General features: G+C 61.8%; 15 protein-coding genes. 4 read left to right on the top strand and 11 right to left on the bottom strand.

The genetic code is table 11. The features are described from left to right. Window positions 1-225 precede the first annotated feature (225 nt). Together JJB74_RS08375 and JJB74_RS08370 are read left to right on the top strand one after the other, a co-directional pair. The gene (locus JJB74_RS08375) at window positions 226-1,722 is read left to right on the top strand and encodes a DegQ family serine endoprotease (protein ID WP_200591347.1); all 1,497 of its coding nucleotides are present in this window, start codon (window positions 226-228) and stop codon (window positions 1,720-1,722) included. 525 nt (window positions 1,723-2,247) lie between these two features. Then, window positions 2,248-2,643, top strand: a complete 396-nt coding sequence (locus JJB74_RS08370; RefSeq protein WP_200591346.1) for a hypothetical protein — start codon at window positions 2,248-2,250, stop codon at window positions 2,641-2,643. Between the two features lie 93 nt (window positions 2,644-2,736). Here JJB74_RS08370 and JJB74_RS08365 read toward each other — a convergent pair whose 3' ends face one another. The 3 genes from JJB74_RS08365 to JJB74_RS08355 all read right to left on the bottom strand — a co-directional run bounded on the left by JJB74_RS08365 (window position 2,737) and on the right by JJB74_RS08355 (window position 4,630). Beyond that, window positions 2,737-3,354 carry a DUF1269 domain-containing protein gene (locus JJB74_RS08365; RefSeq protein WP_200591345.1) on the bottom strand — a complete coding sequence of 206 codons (618 nt, stop codon included), beginning with the start codon at window positions 3,352-3,354 and terminating at the stop codon, window positions 2,737-2,739. A gap of 62 nt (window positions 3,355-3,416) precedes the next feature. Then, window positions 3,417-4,043, bottom strand: a complete 627-nt coding sequence (locus tag JJB74_RS08360) for a phenylacetic acid degradation protein PaaY (RefSeq protein WP_200591344.1) — start codon at window positions 4,041-4,043, stop codon at window positions 3,417-3,419. A gap of 89 nt (window positions 4,044-4,132) precedes the next feature. Beyond that, entirely contained in the window at window positions 4,133-4,630 is a 498-nt protein-coding gene (locus JJB74_RS08355) for a pyridoxamine 5'-phosphate oxidase family protein (RefSeq protein WP_200591343.1), read from the bottom strand. A gap of 176 nt (window positions 4,631-4,806) precedes the next feature. Here JJB74_RS08355 and JJB74_RS08350 point away from each other — a divergent pair, with 176 nt between their 5' ends. After that, window positions 4,807-5,502, top strand: coding sequence for a dienelactone hydrolase family protein (locus JJB74_RS08350; protein ID WP_200591342.1), 696 nt, complete (start codon window positions 4,807-4,809; stop codon window positions 5,500-5,502). A 110-nt stretch (window positions 5,503-5,612) separates the two neighbouring features. Here the strand turns inward: JJB74_RS08350 and JJB74_RS08345 are convergent, their stop codons facing one another. The 3 genes from JJB74_RS08345 to JJB74_RS08335 all read right to left on the bottom strand — a co-directional run bounded on the left by JJB74_RS08345 (window position 5,613) and on the right by JJB74_RS08335 (window position 7,662). Next, entirely contained in the window at window positions 5,613-5,924 is a 312-nt protein-coding gene (locus JJB74_RS08345) for a DUF883 family protein (RefSeq protein WP_200591341.1), read from the bottom strand. 213 nt (window positions 5,925-6,137) lie between these two features. Then, window positions 6,138-6,401: a hypothetical protein gene (locus JJB74_RS08340; RefSeq protein ID WP_200591340.1), complete on the bottom strand. Its 264-nt coding sequence runs from the start codon at window positions 6,399-6,401 to the stop codon at window positions 6,138-6,140. A 37-nt stretch (window positions 6,402-6,438) separates the two neighbouring features. Continuing rightward, window positions 6,439-7,662 (bottom strand): polyhydroxyalkanoate depolymerase, encoded by a 1,224-nt coding sequence (locus tag JJB74_RS08335; protein ID WP_200591339.1) that lies wholly within the window; start codon window positions 7,660-7,662, stop codon window positions 6,439-6,441. 127 nt (window positions 7,663-7,789) lie between these two features. On the opposite strand from JJB74_RS08335, the gene JJB74_RS08330 reads away from it, so the two are divergent. Beyond that, window positions 7,790-8,446 (top strand): glutathione S-transferase family protein, encoded by a 657-nt coding sequence (locus JJB74_RS08330; protein ID WP_200591404.1) that lies wholly within the window; start codon window positions 7,790-7,792, stop codon window positions 8,444-8,446. A 45-nt stretch (window positions 8,447-8,491) separates the two neighbouring features. Here JJB74_RS08330 and JJB74_RS08325 read toward each other — a convergent pair whose 3' ends face one another. From JJB74_RS08325 to JJB74_RS08305, 5 genes are all read right to left on the bottom strand, one after another. Next, complete coding sequence (locus JJB74_RS08325) at window positions 8,492-10,345, bottom strand: hypothetical protein (protein WP_200591338.1); 1,854 nt, start codon at window positions 10,343-10,345, stop codon at window positions 8,492-8,494. A gap of 27 nt (window positions 10,346-10,372) precedes the next feature. Continuing rightward, window positions 10,373-10,789 (bottom strand): type III secretion system chaperone, encoded by a 417-nt coding sequence (locus tag JJB74_RS08320; RefSeq protein WP_200591337.1) that lies wholly within the window; start codon window positions 10,787-10,789, stop codon window positions 10,373-10,375. 96 nt (window positions 10,790-10,885) lie between these two features. After that, complete coding sequence (locus JJB74_RS08315; protein ID WP_200591336.1) at window positions 10,886-11,050, bottom strand: hypothetical protein; 165 nt, start codon at window positions 11,048-11,050, stop codon at window positions 10,886-10,888. A gap of 30 nt (window positions 11,051-11,080) precedes the next feature. Next, a complete protein-coding gene (locus JJB74_RS08310; protein WP_200591335.1) occupies window positions 11,081-11,437 on the bottom strand; it encodes an Hpt domain-containing protein in 357 nt (118 codons plus the stop codon). A 15-nt stretch (window positions 11,438-11,452) separates the two neighbouring features. Further along, entirely contained in the window at window positions 11,453-13,315 is a 1,863-nt protein-coding gene (locus JJB74_RS08305) for a chemotaxis protein CheA (protein WP_200591334.1), read from the bottom strand. Window positions 13,316-13,318 lie beyond the last annotated feature (3 nt).

The following is a 13,318-nucleotide window of genomic DNA, read 5'->3' as shown; positions in this document are numbered from 1 at the left end:
TTCTGCATGGTGGGGGTTTCCTCTGTTGGTGGCTTTGACTTCGACAATCAAATTCTCCAACAAAAACCTTCACCGCCTTCCGCCCGCCTTCAGACTTCACCTCGTACACCACTTCCGACTATAGCTCCCATAAATCTGTCCCGGCCGTTAAGTCTGGCTTAATTCTCGGCTCCTACGATGGACGCAGCTAAACAGCTAACCCCTCAAGCTAGGAAAGGAATCCCGATGAAAAGCTCGAAAATTGTCGCCGCCCTGATCGCCGCCGGCGTTCTCGCCACCGGTTCGGCCAGCGCCATGGGCTGGCATCCGTCCGACTGGTTCTCCCGTCCCGCCGCCGCGCAAGCCGCAGCCGCCCCGCAGGGCGCAGCGGCCACCCAACCGACAGCAACCGCTACGCCGGCCGCAGCAATCGCGCCGACCACCGCGCCGAACTATGCCGCCATCGTCAAGCGTTACGGTGCGGCCGTGGTCAATATCAATACCGAAGGCATGATGAAGACCGCCGGCCAGGAAATGCCGCCCGGCGCCGAAAACGATCCCTTCTTCCAGTTCTTCCGCGGCATGCCCGGCTTTTCCCGGCAGATGCCGCAGCGCGTGCCGGTGCGCGGCGAAGGCTCAGGCTTCATCGTCGGCAGCGATGGCATCATCCTGACCAATGCGCACGTGGTGCGCGACGCCCAGGAAGTGATGGTCAAGCTCACCGACCGCCGTGAATACAAGGCCAAGGTGCTCGGCAGCGATCCGAAGACCGACGTGGCAGTGCTGAAGATCGATGCGCATGACCTGCCGGTCGTGGCGCTGGGCAACCCGAAGGCACTCTCGGTGGGCGACTATGTGCTGGCGATCGGCTCGCCCTTCGGCTTTGAGCAGAGCGCGACTTCCGGCATCGTCAGCGCCAAGGGCCGCTCGCTGCCGGGTGATGGCTATGTGCCCTTCATCCAGACCGACGTCGCGGTCAATCCGGGCAATTCCGGTGGCCCGCTGTTTGATGCGAATGGCGCGGTGGTCGGCATCAACTCGCAGATCTACAGTCAGACCGGCGGCTACCAGGGCCTGTCGTTCGCCATTCCGATCGACGTGGCGCTGCAGGTGAAGGACCAGATCGTCTCCACCGGCCATGTGGACCATGCGCGCCTCGGCGTGGCGGTGCAGGAGCTGAACCAGACCCTGGCCAATTCCTTCAAGCTCGATCAGCCCGACGGCGCGCTGGTGGCCAGCGTCGAACCGGACAGCCCGGCGGCGAAGGCCGGCCTGAAGCCGGGCGATGTGATCCAGTCGTACAACGGCAATCCGATCAACCGCTCAGGCGATCTGCCGGCACTGGTCGGCATGGCCAAGCCGGGCGATGTGGCCAAGCTCGGCGTCTGGCGCGATGGTCGCAAGGAAACGCTGAACGCGACACTGGCGGCGGCGCAGGACAAGGGCGATGCCAATGCGCAGGCATCCGCCGCGCAGGGCGGCAAGCTCGGCGTCGCGGTGCGGCCGCTGACGCCCGAGGAGCGCCAGGAAGCCAAGCTCGCCGGCGGCGTGCTGGTTGAAGATGCGGGCGGCGCCGCGGCGCGCGCTGGCATCCAGCCGGGCGACATCATCGTCTCGGTGAACGGCAACAACGTCGCCAGCGTGGCCGATCTGCAGAAGCAGGTCAGCCGGGATAACAAGCAGTTGGCGGTGCTGGTGCAGCGTGGCGATCAACGCATCTTCCTGCCGGTACGGCTGGGTTGATGGGTCGCGTAGGGTGGGCTGACTAGCCAGCCCTTTCAAAGTCCGCGCGCGGTAACTGCTGCATTGGTGGTAACAGCACTACGCTGCAGGGGTGCAACGCTACGGCCAAGGTGCGGGAAGTTCAGGCCTGCCGTTGCAGTTGCCGTTGCTGTTGCCGTTGCAGTTGCCGTTGCTGTTGCCGTTGCAGTTGCCTTTAACCCCGTTGATTGCGCCGTGACGGCGATGTCCGGAGCGGATAAGGTGCGGCGTCTGTCTGAGCGAAGCGCAGCGTAGCGAGTTTAGCCGCGCCCCGCTTCAGGGCCCGGCGACACGGGAACCCCGCGCAGCGGGGCGCGATCTCCGGGTCGCCTTTTCTTGGTTACTTCTTTTGGCGAGCAAAAGAAGTGACCCGGCTAGTTCGCCAAGCGCGAAGGCTTTATTGGGTCATCGGGCCTAGAAACTTCGATCGGGCGGGCCTTTCAATCCAGCCCTGATCAAGCGACGACCAAGGCAAGAACCTGCCCCTTCAACGACATCACTCCAGTGATGCAATACGTCTATCCACTCCTCGACCTAGCCGGGTCCCGGCCCGGCAGCCGGCCTACTTCTTTTGCCGCCAAAAGAAGTAGGCAAGAAAAGGCGCCCCCGGAGATTGCGCCCCGCTGCGCGGGGTTCCCGTGCCGGCGACGCCCGGAGCGGGGCGCGGCTAAACTCGCTACGCTGCGCTTCGCTCAGACAGACGCCGCACCTTTTCCCGCTCCGGGCATCGCCGTCACGGCGCAATCAACGGGGGTTAAAAGCAACGGCAACGGCAACGGCAACAGCAACAGCAACGGCAACAGCAACAGCAACAGCAACGACAAAGGCAAAGGCAAAGGCACTGCAACTGCACCCTTATTTCGGACTACCGATGGCCTGAAAGACAATTTCACGTCACTTTGAAAGGGCTGGCTGACAAGCCTAACGTGACGCCCGATCCCGTGCCGACTCCCGTTGGGCTTCCTTCGTCAGCCCAACGCATCTGGCGCAACCGCCTCACGTCGGCACTCCGGGTCCGATGCCGGTGCCGGACGATCCCGGCGTGGCCGGCGCATGGTCGGCCGAGCCAGCGCGCGGAAACGGCGTGCCGCCATCGACGCCGGCAACAGTACCGCCCGCGCTGTCACCAGCAGTACCCGACAACGCCTGCTGCAGCTTCGCTTCAGTATCGCGTGTCAACGAAGTCTGCAGCACGGTACCGCCAAAGCGGGCCAGTTCGGCGGCGAATTTGTCCGGGGTGAAGCGGCGCGCCAGGATGAAGATCGCCGACCCGCCCGGCTGCAGCTTTTCGCCCAGGCCGCGCATGAAGTCATCATTGATGCCGTAGTCCGAAACCGCACCGGTCAAAGCGCCAGTGCCGGCGCCGATCGCCGCGCCCAGCAGCGGATTAAGAAACAGCAAGCCAATCAGCCCGCCCCAGGCAATGCCCGATACCGCGCCCAAAAGCGGAATGTTGACCGCCTGGGTCAGCCGCACCCGGCCATCGCGGTCGCGGGTCACATACGCGGCATCCTCCAGATCCACCAGGTATTCGCCCTGCAGGCGGCGCAGCGTGGAAAGCACTTCCTCGGCCTTGTGGGTGTCGCTGTAGGCCACAGCGATCAGATCCGCCATGATTCCTCCTCGTTGAAGTGGCATCGCTCATGGCGCTATGGACTCGGCGATTGCCGATTCGTTCAGGCCTTCGGCGCTTCCCCGCCGGCATCCGGAAGCGTCGGCGGGCCGGCCAGTCCGGGTCCGGCCATGCGCCGCCGATTCGGCTCCGGCTCGGTCAGCGCTTCGACTTCGCGCATGGTTTCCAGCGAGCGCTGCGCCAGCGCGATGTAGTCGGCGGTGTCGGCATGCTTGTGCGCCAGTTCTTCTTCACTGAGCACACGCAGGATGCGCGCCGGCGCGCCGACCACCATGCTCTTCGGCGGCACCTGCATGCCGGCGCGCACGAAGCTCATCGCCGCTACCAGCGAGTGCTCGCCGATCACCACGCCATCCATCACCACCGCGTTCATGCCGACCATTGCATTGCGGCCGACATGGCAGCCATGCAGGATTGCGCCATGGCCGATGTGGCCCCAGGCCTCAATCACTGCGTCGCGGTCGGTGTAGCTGTGCATCACGCAGGCATCCTGCACATTGACGCCCTCCTCCAGCACGATGCGACCGAAGTCACCACGCAAACAGGCAGCGGGACCGACATAGCAGCGCGGACCGACAATCACGTCGCCGATCAGCACCGCGCTCGGATGCACGAACGCGGTGGGATGCACGACCGGCGTGATGCCGTCGATGGAATAAACCTTCACCATGACGTAACTCTTGCGGAACGGAAAAGGCGGCTATGGTACCCGATACCGTCGCGCAGCCGCCACCGGCTGCGTGCCAGATCGGCCCCGGATTACAAATCGATCTTCTTGTGCTCGCCGAGATCGCGCGGCGCCTTACCGGTCAACGCCGACTTGGCCAGCGCATACAGCTGCGTCATCTTGCTCGAATGCGTATCCCAGTATTCGGCCGAGTCGATCTTCACCCGGATCAGCGCCAGATGCGGGTCGTCCTTGCCGCCGTCGAACCAGGCCGCGACCATCGGGCTCCACAACTCATCGGTCTTGGCGCGGTCATGCACGACTTCGGCATGGCCGGCGATCGACACATACAGGCTGTCATCGGGATCGGAAAAACTGACGTTGATCGCCGGATGCTCGGACAGATGCCGCACGAAATCGGTGTTGTCGGAGGTGAAGAACCAGATCTGCCCGGCATCATCCAGCTGCTGGCTGGTCATCGGCCGGCTCGACAGCTTGCCGTCCGGGTCCTGCGTGGTCAGCATGCCAAAGCGTACATCGCTGATCTTGTCCCGCAGCTGCTGCAGCGGGGTTTCGTGCTTTTCTGCCATTGTCGGCTCCTTGGTTGGTGGATGAATCGGATGGGATAAATCGCGCCAGACGGACTCAAGCGTACGCAAAGCGCGCCATTGTTATCCGCATTACAATGGCGCGCTTCGGCCGATGCCCACGGGCCGGCCGACATGCCTCCTTACCCATCCGTAGACCATAGACCTGAGGAATCACCATGAATTCACGCTGGATCGATATCGATACCGATAATGGCAATAATTTCCGCGGATATTTGTCGCTGCCGCCGACCGGAACCGGTCCTGGCATCGTGCTGATCCAGGAAATCTGGGGCGTCAACGACCATATTCAGGCCGTCGCCGATCAGTACGCGATGGATGGCTACGTGGTGCTGGCGCCGGACGTGTTCTGGCGGCTGCAGCCGGGCGTCAATCTGGGTTACGACGAAGCCGGTTCGTCCCAGGCCTTCAACTACATGAAGCATCTGGACTTCCCGCAGGCGGTGCAGGACCTGACCGTGGCGGTGAACAAGCTGCGTTCGCTGCCGGAAACCAGGGGCGGCGTCGCCTCGGTCGGCTATTGCATGGGCGGTTTGCTGTCCTATCTGTGCGCGGCGAATGCCGGTGTCGATGCGGCGGTGTGCTACTACGGCGGCGGCATCCACAACCATCTGGACCAGGCCGGCAAGATCAGCTGCCCGATCCTGATGCATTTCGCCGAGAAGGATCATTTCATTCCGGCCAGCGCGGTCGAGGCGGTGAAGGCAGCATTCGCAAATGCGAAGAATGCGGTGATCGAAACCTATCCGGACGTGGACCATGGCTTCAATTGCTGGCAGCGCCCGTCGTACAACCAGAAGGCCGCGGCCGTGGCGCACGGCATGTCGCTGTCCTTCCTGGGCAAGGTGCTGTAAGGGGCCTGGCGGGCGGCGCGGCGTATTGGCCCCGTCGCCCTTCCTTCCCCTTGCCCTGCTCGATGCGCGCGGCCCTGAACGGGCGCGCGCATTGCTACCTCACTTCCGCATCACTTTTTCGTGAGCATTGGCGCGATCACTGCACCGAGCAGCAGCGCAACGCCGGCCGAGATGGCGACCGTGGTCCACGGATTTTCACGGACATAGTCATCCGCGGTGCTGGCCAGCTCCTTGCCGGTTTCCATCGCCGAAGATTGCATGTCGCGCGCGGCAGATAGCGCATTCTCCAGCATGCGCATGCCTTCGGAGCGCAGCGCGGAAGCCTTGTCCGCAGAAGCCGAAGTGGCCGAATTGAACATGTCCTGGGCATCGGAAATCAGCGATTTGATTTCCCTGGTGGCGCGGTCCGATGTGAGATCCATGATGTTTTCACTCCTGTGTCATTGTGTTGTCGGAGACATGCCGCCCGAATCCTACCCTGCGTCCGATGCGGCATGACGCTACAGTAAGCCGGGCAACAGTCGGGGTCAGTACGCTGCCGCACACTGTGCCGAGAGCGTGCCCGAGGGCGGCAACGCGCATCTTCTCCGATTCTTCGCGCACAGACTTTGCGCTGACAACGGTAGAGAGCGATTTCATGCCGCCGATTGCAGATGCCGCGCCTCAAGCACCGGCGGCAGCATGCCGGCGCCGCGTTCCAGGCAATCACGCGCGGCCAGGCCAACCCGGCGCTTCAATGCGATATAGGCGTCGACACGATCCAGGCGCGGATCCAGCGTCTGCGCCAGCAGATACAGCGCTTCATGCGATACCGCGCAGCGATGCGTGCTGCCGCGTATGCGCAGCATGAACACGGTGCAATCCCTATCCTCATGCCAGATTCGTTCCGAGGTATGCATGTTCGCCTCCGTGAAAATCCATCAATCTGTATGCGGCTTAATTGCTGCCGTAAATCATTTCCCTGACCAGCGGATACGTCTGCTGCTGCCACAGCCTGCCGCTGAAGACGCCGTAATGGCCGACGCCGGTTTGCAGGTGATGCGTCTTGCGCCAGGGCGCGATGCCGCTGCACAAGTCCTGCGCCGCCATGGTCTGTCCCTGCGCGCAGATGTCGTCGCGCTCGCCTTCCACTGTCAGCAGCGCAGTGCGTCGTATCCGCGCGGGATCGACACGGCGAGAGCGCCAGCGCAGTTCGCCGCGCGGCAGCAGATGTTCCTGGAACACGTCGCGAATCGTGTCGAGATAAAACTCGGCTGGCAGGTCCAGCACCGAAAAATATTCCTCGTAGAAGGCGCGGGTCACCGCGGCCTTGGCGAAGTCGCCGCGCGCCAGGTCGCGGTACATGCCGCGAAAGGCTTCCATGTGCCGTGACAGGTTCATGTTCATGAAGGCGGCCAATTGCATGAAGCCGGGATAGACGCGCCGGCCGGCGCCGCGATGCGGATAGGGCACGGTGCTGATCAGGTTGCCTTCGAACCAGCCATAGGGTCGGCTCGTGGCCAGGCGATTGACCTCGGTTGGATTGATGCGGGTGTCGATCGGCCCTGCCATCAGGGTCAGGCTGCGCGGCTGCGCCGGGTTTGCGTCCTCGGCCATGATCGCCACCGCCGCGAGCGCCGACACGCAGGGCTGGCATACCGCCATCAGGTGCGCGCCTTCGCCGAGCACTTGCAGGAAGTCGATCAGGGTGGCGGTGTATTCCTCCAGGCCAAAGCGGCCGGCCGCGATCGGCACGTCGCGCGCATTGTGCCAATCGGTGATGTAGACATCGTGTTCGGGCAGCATGGTGCGCACCGTCTCGCGCAGCAGCGTGGCGAAGTGGCCCGACAGCGGCGCGGCCAGCAGCACCCGCGGCTGGCCTTCGACGCCTTCTTTTCTGAAGCGCAGCAGCGTACAGAACGGCGTGACCTGCGCGGCTTCCTCATGCACCGCGACCTCGCGTTCCGGCACGCTGTCGCGCACCACGACGGCGCGTATCCCGAATTCGGGGCGTTGATGCCGCACCTGGGCACTGGCGAATACCGAGCATCCAGCCACGATGCGCCGCGCCGCCGGCATGTCGATCAGCCAGGGATGCGACAGCGTCGCCGCTGCGGCATCGGTGAAGACCCGCATCCTGGCCATCAGATCGGAATGCGCCTGGTAGATGTCGTATCGCATGCACTCTCCGTGGACGTATAGCGCAATGGACATGCATCCATGCAAGGAGCGGGCCATGCGCTCTCTTTCTGGCGCGGCGCTTGCTTGGTTTCCGGGCATTCCAAGCGAGAGGAGGCCGAAGGCGGACATGGACAAGACCACGCTCACCATCAGCAGCAAGAACTATTCATCCTGGTCGATGCGCGGCTGGCTGCTGGTTAAGCTCGCCGGGATCGAATTCGAGGAAATCATGATTCCGCCGGACGATCCGGCAACGCGCGCGGAAATTCTGTTGTTGGCGCCATCGATCCTGGTGCCGTGCCTGACGCACGAAGGCATCCGCGTCTGGGACACGCTGGCCATTGCTGAATACCTGCATGAGATCCGACCGGCAGCCGGACTCCTGCCGACCGACCGGGCGCAGCGCGCGCATTGCCGGGCGATCTGCGGTGAAATGCATTCGGGCTTCACCGCGCTGCGCTCGGCGTTGCCGATGAACCTCAAGGCGAAATACGACAACTTCCGCATCTGGGCGCGCGCGCAGGCCGACATCGATCGCATCACGACGATCTGGCATGAATGCCTGGAAGCTTATGGTGGCCCGTATCTGTTCGGCGAGCGGGTCTGCATGGCGGATGCGATGTTCGCGCCGGTAGTCACGCGCTTTCTGACTTACGGCGTCGCGCTCGATGAAAGCTGCGCGGCCTATTGTCGCCGCATGATGGCGCTGGAATCGGTGCGGGAGTGGATTGCCGCGGCCCTCTTGGAGCCCGAGCAGATCATTGAGCTGGAGGCGGAGTTTTGAAACGAACCGGCTCGGGGATGGGGAACCGGTTCGGGGATGCAAGCGCTAAGCGGATGCGTTGGTGCCGTATACGATGCGGTTATCGATGCTTGCGCTGAGACCGAGCGGGTGGATCGATGTCTCGATCCCGGCGCCGTCATCCGCTGCACGCAGAATCAGTTGAACGCTGGTGCGCAGGGCGCTGGAACTCGTGCCTTGCGGTTTCAGGTTCGTTGCAGACTCGCCGTATTCCTGGATTTCCCACGAAGCTTCGATGGTCAGTGCCGTCGCATCATCGCCCTTGCGCTCGATGGTATAGGTATAGCGTGGGCCGTTCGGATGCGTGCGCAGCAAGCACTCGTTCGAGCCGGTCGGAAAGCGCAACAGGTTTTTCTCGCCATCGACACGCAGATCGCTCAAGGGCTCGAGCAGGCAAGCTTCGGCAAACGCCTGGTCGAGATAATGCGATGCTTCCTGCATCAATTCCTTGTTGCCGCGGCAGGCGTGATCGAGCCCTTGCACGCGCTGCCGCAACTGCTGCTCTGCCGGGCTTTCCTGATAGCCGAGCCAGCTCATGCCGTAGTTCCATCCCGCCTTGCCCATATTCCAGGCGGAATCGTAGTAGCTTTGCGCTTCGCCGGATGTATTCGGAAAATTGATGAGCATTCCTTCCTGCTGCTCCAGGAAGGCGGCTGATAGCAAATCCTCCCCGACGAAGTATAACGGCCGCAATGTCTGGCCTACCTCCGAGAGCGCGCTGTTGCATGCTTCTACCATGCGCTCTTCGAGTTCTCTTGATTCCGCATGCGCATGGTTATGTATATTGGCGGCTTGCGTGGCACCAGTCAGCTGGCTGTGCTCCATTACGACTTCCGTGCGATTTCCAAGCGGAGAATATTCAGGTAAGGCGTCTGCGACGATCTGTACGCGCTCGGCAAGCACTATGCCATTAGTCGCCGGGTATCCTACGAGCGCTGGCGCAGCGGCGTCATTGCTAGCAGCAATGCTCTTAACCGCCTGCATGCTCAGCTGCGAGACCGCATTGACTATCGAGTTGCTGTCGAGGCTCGAGCCAGCGGATTTGATGGCGTTGGCCCCCCGCTGTAGGGCGTCGACACCGTTCTTTATCGTATTGACGACACTGGGGATGGCTTGGACGGCTTTTATGGCAGCGCGCTGGTATAGCGGCAGAGCAGCAGTCAGGTGCTTTTCAATGTCGGGATTTTCTTTGGTTAGCACCTCGTTGAGTACGCCCATTCGGGCTTCCCATTTCTTGGAGTCTTCCTCCTTGATCTTTTCGTTTTTTTTCTGACTCTGTATGTATGTTTCCGCCATCACTTCTTTTCGAAGAATGTCGAAAATTTTTGAAAGAACATGGCGCTCGGCATGAGTCCATCCATCGTGCTTCAGCACCCGTTTTTCAAATTCCTTCAATCCATTAGGATAGTAAAAATTGTATGTTGATAATATCTTTTTGAATTGATCTGGATCGCCAGGATTTTTCACCTCGTGTTCCATGGCTCTTCTTATAGCACTTGTTTTTCCCGCAATAGATTCGGCACCCGCTTCTACCGCTGCTTGAACGTGCGGGCTCATCATGAATAGATCACCGAAGATGCTCAAACCTACACCTTCGATTCCATTTGTGATCTCTTCTTTATCCGCCATGAGAAATTTAATGGTCTTGTCCAAGACATTAATACTGCGGTCACTTAAAGCCTTTTTCTCGCGGAGAAAATGCGTCGCAAAATTGAGACTGTCGCGCAAGGCTTCGTCGAAATTTTTATCCACGACCTCTACGCCGGAAATTCTTTCCATAATGCTTTTCAAGACTTTGGAATCTTTTACGGAACCCCAGAACCAGACTTTAATACCGTGCCCAGCAAGATCCAAAATCGTTGGAGAAGAAGGAAAAGTCATTTTAATATACTCCTGCAAACAAATAGTTTAGATCCAATCCTGATCGGCATTCGCGTTAAAGCTGGAAAAATAATGCGTCCATTGCTCGACTTGATTCACGAAAGATTCGATCGTCTCAAGCAAGGATTCCGAAGACAAGTTTGGCAGCTCCAGAACCCGAAACAGAAGGAGGGAATCGCGTTTCATGTCGTAGCCGAAAGCATTTCCTTCTGTGGCAAGAAAAAACATTTGCGCTTGCAATGCACGGGCGAATATGGAGGCCCGATTTTCCTTGGGCACGAACAAAATCGGTGCATGGAAATATGCTTTTTCTGAGGACTCCGGCAGCTCCATGGTGATATTGAAACGGCCGTCGAATTCCAGTGTGACGGCGCGTTGTTGGCTTATGCTTGCATTGCCATGCGCCATTTGCGTCAGGATCGCCAAAAATTCTTCGCCACTCATGTTTCCCCCGTCAGTAATGACTTGAGAGCCCGCCCAAGCGGCCCCATCAAGCTCCACGGTTGTTTGGGGAACAGGATCACTCGAAAGGTTCGACCTTCAGGCGCAGGAACTCGACAGCATTCCGTTAACGGGAAAGTCAGCAATCAAACTTGCGGCGATGCGTGGGGCAAAGAGATTCAACGGAAAAACGGCATGTGCCGCCTTCGTTGCGAACGCATTGCACGTTCGAAAAAGAGAGGTGTCGGTATCGGTCTGGCTCATCGAGCGCAGCCAACGTGTGCTCGAACAGTCTTAAGGGTGCGCTAGAAAAGCATGGACTTCGCCGCGTATGGTTCGCAACCCGAGGCGCAGCGATTCCAGTTGTTCGGCTTCGCAAACACGCCCTTCACGCAGCCCCGCCTGCTCAATAGCACGCAAGAGCGCCACCATGCTGTCTGCGCCGACGTTGGCCACCGAACCCTTCAGGGTATGCGCGGCAAAACCCATCGAGCGCGCATCGCCGGCCGTTGTGGCCGCGGCGATGGCATCGAAGCGCAGATGGGTTTCGCGCACCAGCAGCGCCGCCAGTGACCGGAAGATTTCCCGGTCGCCATTGACGGCATCGAGCAGCATGTGCGGTGTGCAGACCGATGTAGTGGAAGTAGGCACGGGCGCCTCTTTCGTTCAGGACTGCGCGCCGGCCAGCAGGAAGGCCAGACCAGCCACCAGCACCAGTTCGCCTTCAGCGGAACGCGCGGTACCGGTAATGCCGGGAACCGTCAGTGCGGTCAGCGGCTTGATCACCAGATCGGCGGTGCCATCCACCGAAGCGACAGCCAGCACATACGGACTCGGCGCGGCGATGACGATGCCGACCCGCTCTTCACAGGTTTCATAGCCGAGCGAACCGGCCAGCGAGCGCACCGGCAGCGTCTGGCCCTGGTCGCGCAGCACCGGCGCGCCGCCAACATGCATGAACTCGGCCGGCAATTCCACGACGCGCTCGACCACCGCCAGCGGCAGGCCCAGCGCCGCGCCGGAGGCGGTAACCAGCATTGTCGGCACGATCGACAATTCGATCGGCAGCCGGATCGAGAAGCGGGTGCCGCTGCCCAGCGTGGAATCGATGCTGATGGCGCCGCGATGCTTTTCCACTGCGGTTTTCACCACGTCCATGCCGACGCCGCGTCCCGAGACGCTGTTGGCGACTTCCTTGGTCGAAAAGCCTGGCAGGAACACCAGTTGATAGGCTTCGGTCGACGTGAGCGATGCGTTCGGATCGATCAGGCCATTGGCGATCGCCTTGGCGCGCAGGCGCTCCGGGTCCATGCCGCGGCCATCGTCGGCAATCACGATCATGACGCTGTTGGCTTCCTGCCAGGCCTTGAGCAGAATGCGCGCGCGCGGCGGCTTGCCGGCGGCGGCGCGATCGGCCTGGTTTTCAATGCCGTGGTCCAGCGAATTGCGCAGCATGTGCACCAGTGGATCGTAGAGGCTGTCCACCACCACCCGGTCGACCTCGGTTTCCGCGCCTTCGATGACCAGGTCTACGTCCTTGCCGAGGTCCCTGGCCAGCTCGCGCACCAGGCGCGGGAATTTCTGGAACAGGCGCCCGACCGGCTGCATGCGCGTGGCCAGCGTGGCGCGCTGCAGTTCGCCGGCATAGCGCGAGGCCCGGCCCAGGGTTTCGGCCAGGGTCGACATCAGCGTTGCGGCCGCACCGTCGAACTTGAATTGCTGCAGTTTTTCCAGCAATACGCTGGCCTGGTTTGCGGCCTGCACCGATTCGCCCGCGACTTCGAGCAGCGCATCGAGCTTGACGGCGTCCACGCGAATGCTGTCCTCGGGAGCGCCGCGGCGCTCGACGCCATCCCAGCCGGCGCCGCCGGCAGCCGGCGCGGCATGCGCGGCATGCGCTGCCGGCGCGGCATGGGCTGCGGGCGCAGCAGGGATCGTAGGAGCCGCAGGTGTAACAGCGGTGGCAGGCGCGGCCTCGGCCGGCTTGGCCAGTGCCGCATGCAGATGTTCCGGCACCACCGCTCGGTACAGCGCAATCCAGTCCACCGGATCGTCGCCCTCCTGCGGCGCGATTGCCTGCGTGGCAGCTTCGTCCGCGACGGCGGCCACGGCAGCGACAGGAGCGGCAACGGCGGCAGTCTGCGCGCGGCCCTCGATCGCATCGGTCAGGATGCGTTCGAGCGCGTCGGGCATGCTCGGCAGGCTTTCCGGCGCGGCGCCGGCATGCAGTTCGTTGAGCAGGTCGGCAACGAAGCCGGATGCCTGCAGCGCGGCTTCGATGGCCAGCGGCGTCACCGCGGCCTTGCCGGTGCGCAGCGCATCGAACAGGTTCTCGGTCAGGTGGCAGGCCGACACCATGGCCTGCAGGTTCATGAAACCGGCGCCGCCCTTGATGGTGTGAAAGGACCGGAACACCGCGTTCAGGGTGTCCGGATCGTCCGGTCGGCGCTCCAGCTGCAGCAAGCGCTCTTCGACGTCGACAGCCAGTTCCAGCGCCTCGACGACGAAATCCTTGAGCATGTCATCCATCGA

The sequence above is a fragment of the Noviherbaspirillum pedocola genome, assembly GCF_016632335.1.
Classification (GTDB): domain Bacteria; phylum Pseudomonadota; class Gammaproteobacteria; order Burkholderiales; family Burkholderiaceae_D; genus Noviherbaspirillum_A; species Noviherbaspirillum_A pedocola.
The sequence above is the reverse complement of the archived record's forward strand: the minus strand, read 5'-3'. Positions and strand labels throughout refer to the sequence as shown.

Bases quoted from the DNA above. Each gene is read 5' to 3' on its own strand.
- JJB74_RS08375 (WP_200591347.1), top strand. From the start codon at position 226: ATGAAAAGCTCGAAAATTGTCGCCGCCCTGATCGCCGCCGGCGTTCTC.
- JJB74_RS08365 (WP_200591345.1), bottom strand. From the start codon at position 3,354: ATGGCGGATCTGATCGCTGTGGCCTACAGCGACACCCACAAGGCCGAG.
- JJB74_RS08315 (WP_200591336.1), bottom strand. From the start codon at position 11,050: ATGAGCCAGACCGATACCGACACCTCTCTTTTTCGAACGTGCAATGCG.
- JJB74_RS08350 (WP_200591342.1), top strand. From the start codon at position 4,807: ATGAATTCACGCTGGATCGATATCGATACCGATAATGGCAATAATTTC.
- JJB74_RS08305 (WP_200591334.1), bottom strand. From the start codon at position 13,315: ATGGATGACATGCTCAAGGATTTCGTCGTCGAGGCGCTGGAACTGGCT.
- JJB74_RS08340 (WP_200591340.1), bottom strand. From the start codon at position 6,401: ATGCATACCTCGGAACGAATCTGGCATGAGGATAGGGATTGCACCGTG.
- JJB74_RS08370 (WP_200591346.1), top strand. From the start codon at position 2,248: ATGCAATACGTCTATCCACTCCTCGACCTAGCCGGGTCCCGGCCCGGC.
- JJB74_RS08360 (WP_200591344.1), bottom strand. From the start codon at position 4,043: ATGGTGAAGGTTTATTCCATCGACGGCATCACGCCGGTCGTGCATCCC.
- JJB74_RS08330 (WP_200591404.1), top strand. From the start codon at position 7,790: ATGGACAAGACCACGCTCACCATCAGCAGCAAGAACTATTCATCCTGG.
- JJB74_RS08355 (WP_200591343.1), bottom strand. From the start codon at position 4,630: ATGGCAGAAAAGCACGAAACCCCGCTGCAGCAGCTGCGGGACAAGATC.
- JJB74_RS08335 (WP_200591339.1), bottom strand. From the start codon at position 7,662: ATGCGATACGACATCTACCAGGCGCATTCCGATCTGATGGCCAGGATG.
- JJB74_RS08325 (WP_200591338.1), bottom strand. From the start codon at position 10,345: ATGACTTTTCCTTCTTCTCCAACGATTTTGGATCTTGCTGGGCACGGT.
- JJB74_RS08345 (WP_200591341.1), bottom strand. From the start codon at position 5,924: ATGGATCTCACATCGGACCGCGCCACCAGGGAAATCAAATCGCTGATT.
- JJB74_RS08320 (WP_200591337.1), bottom strand. From the start codon at position 10,789: ATGAGTGGCGAAGAATTTTTGGCGATCCTGACGCAAATGGCGCATGGC.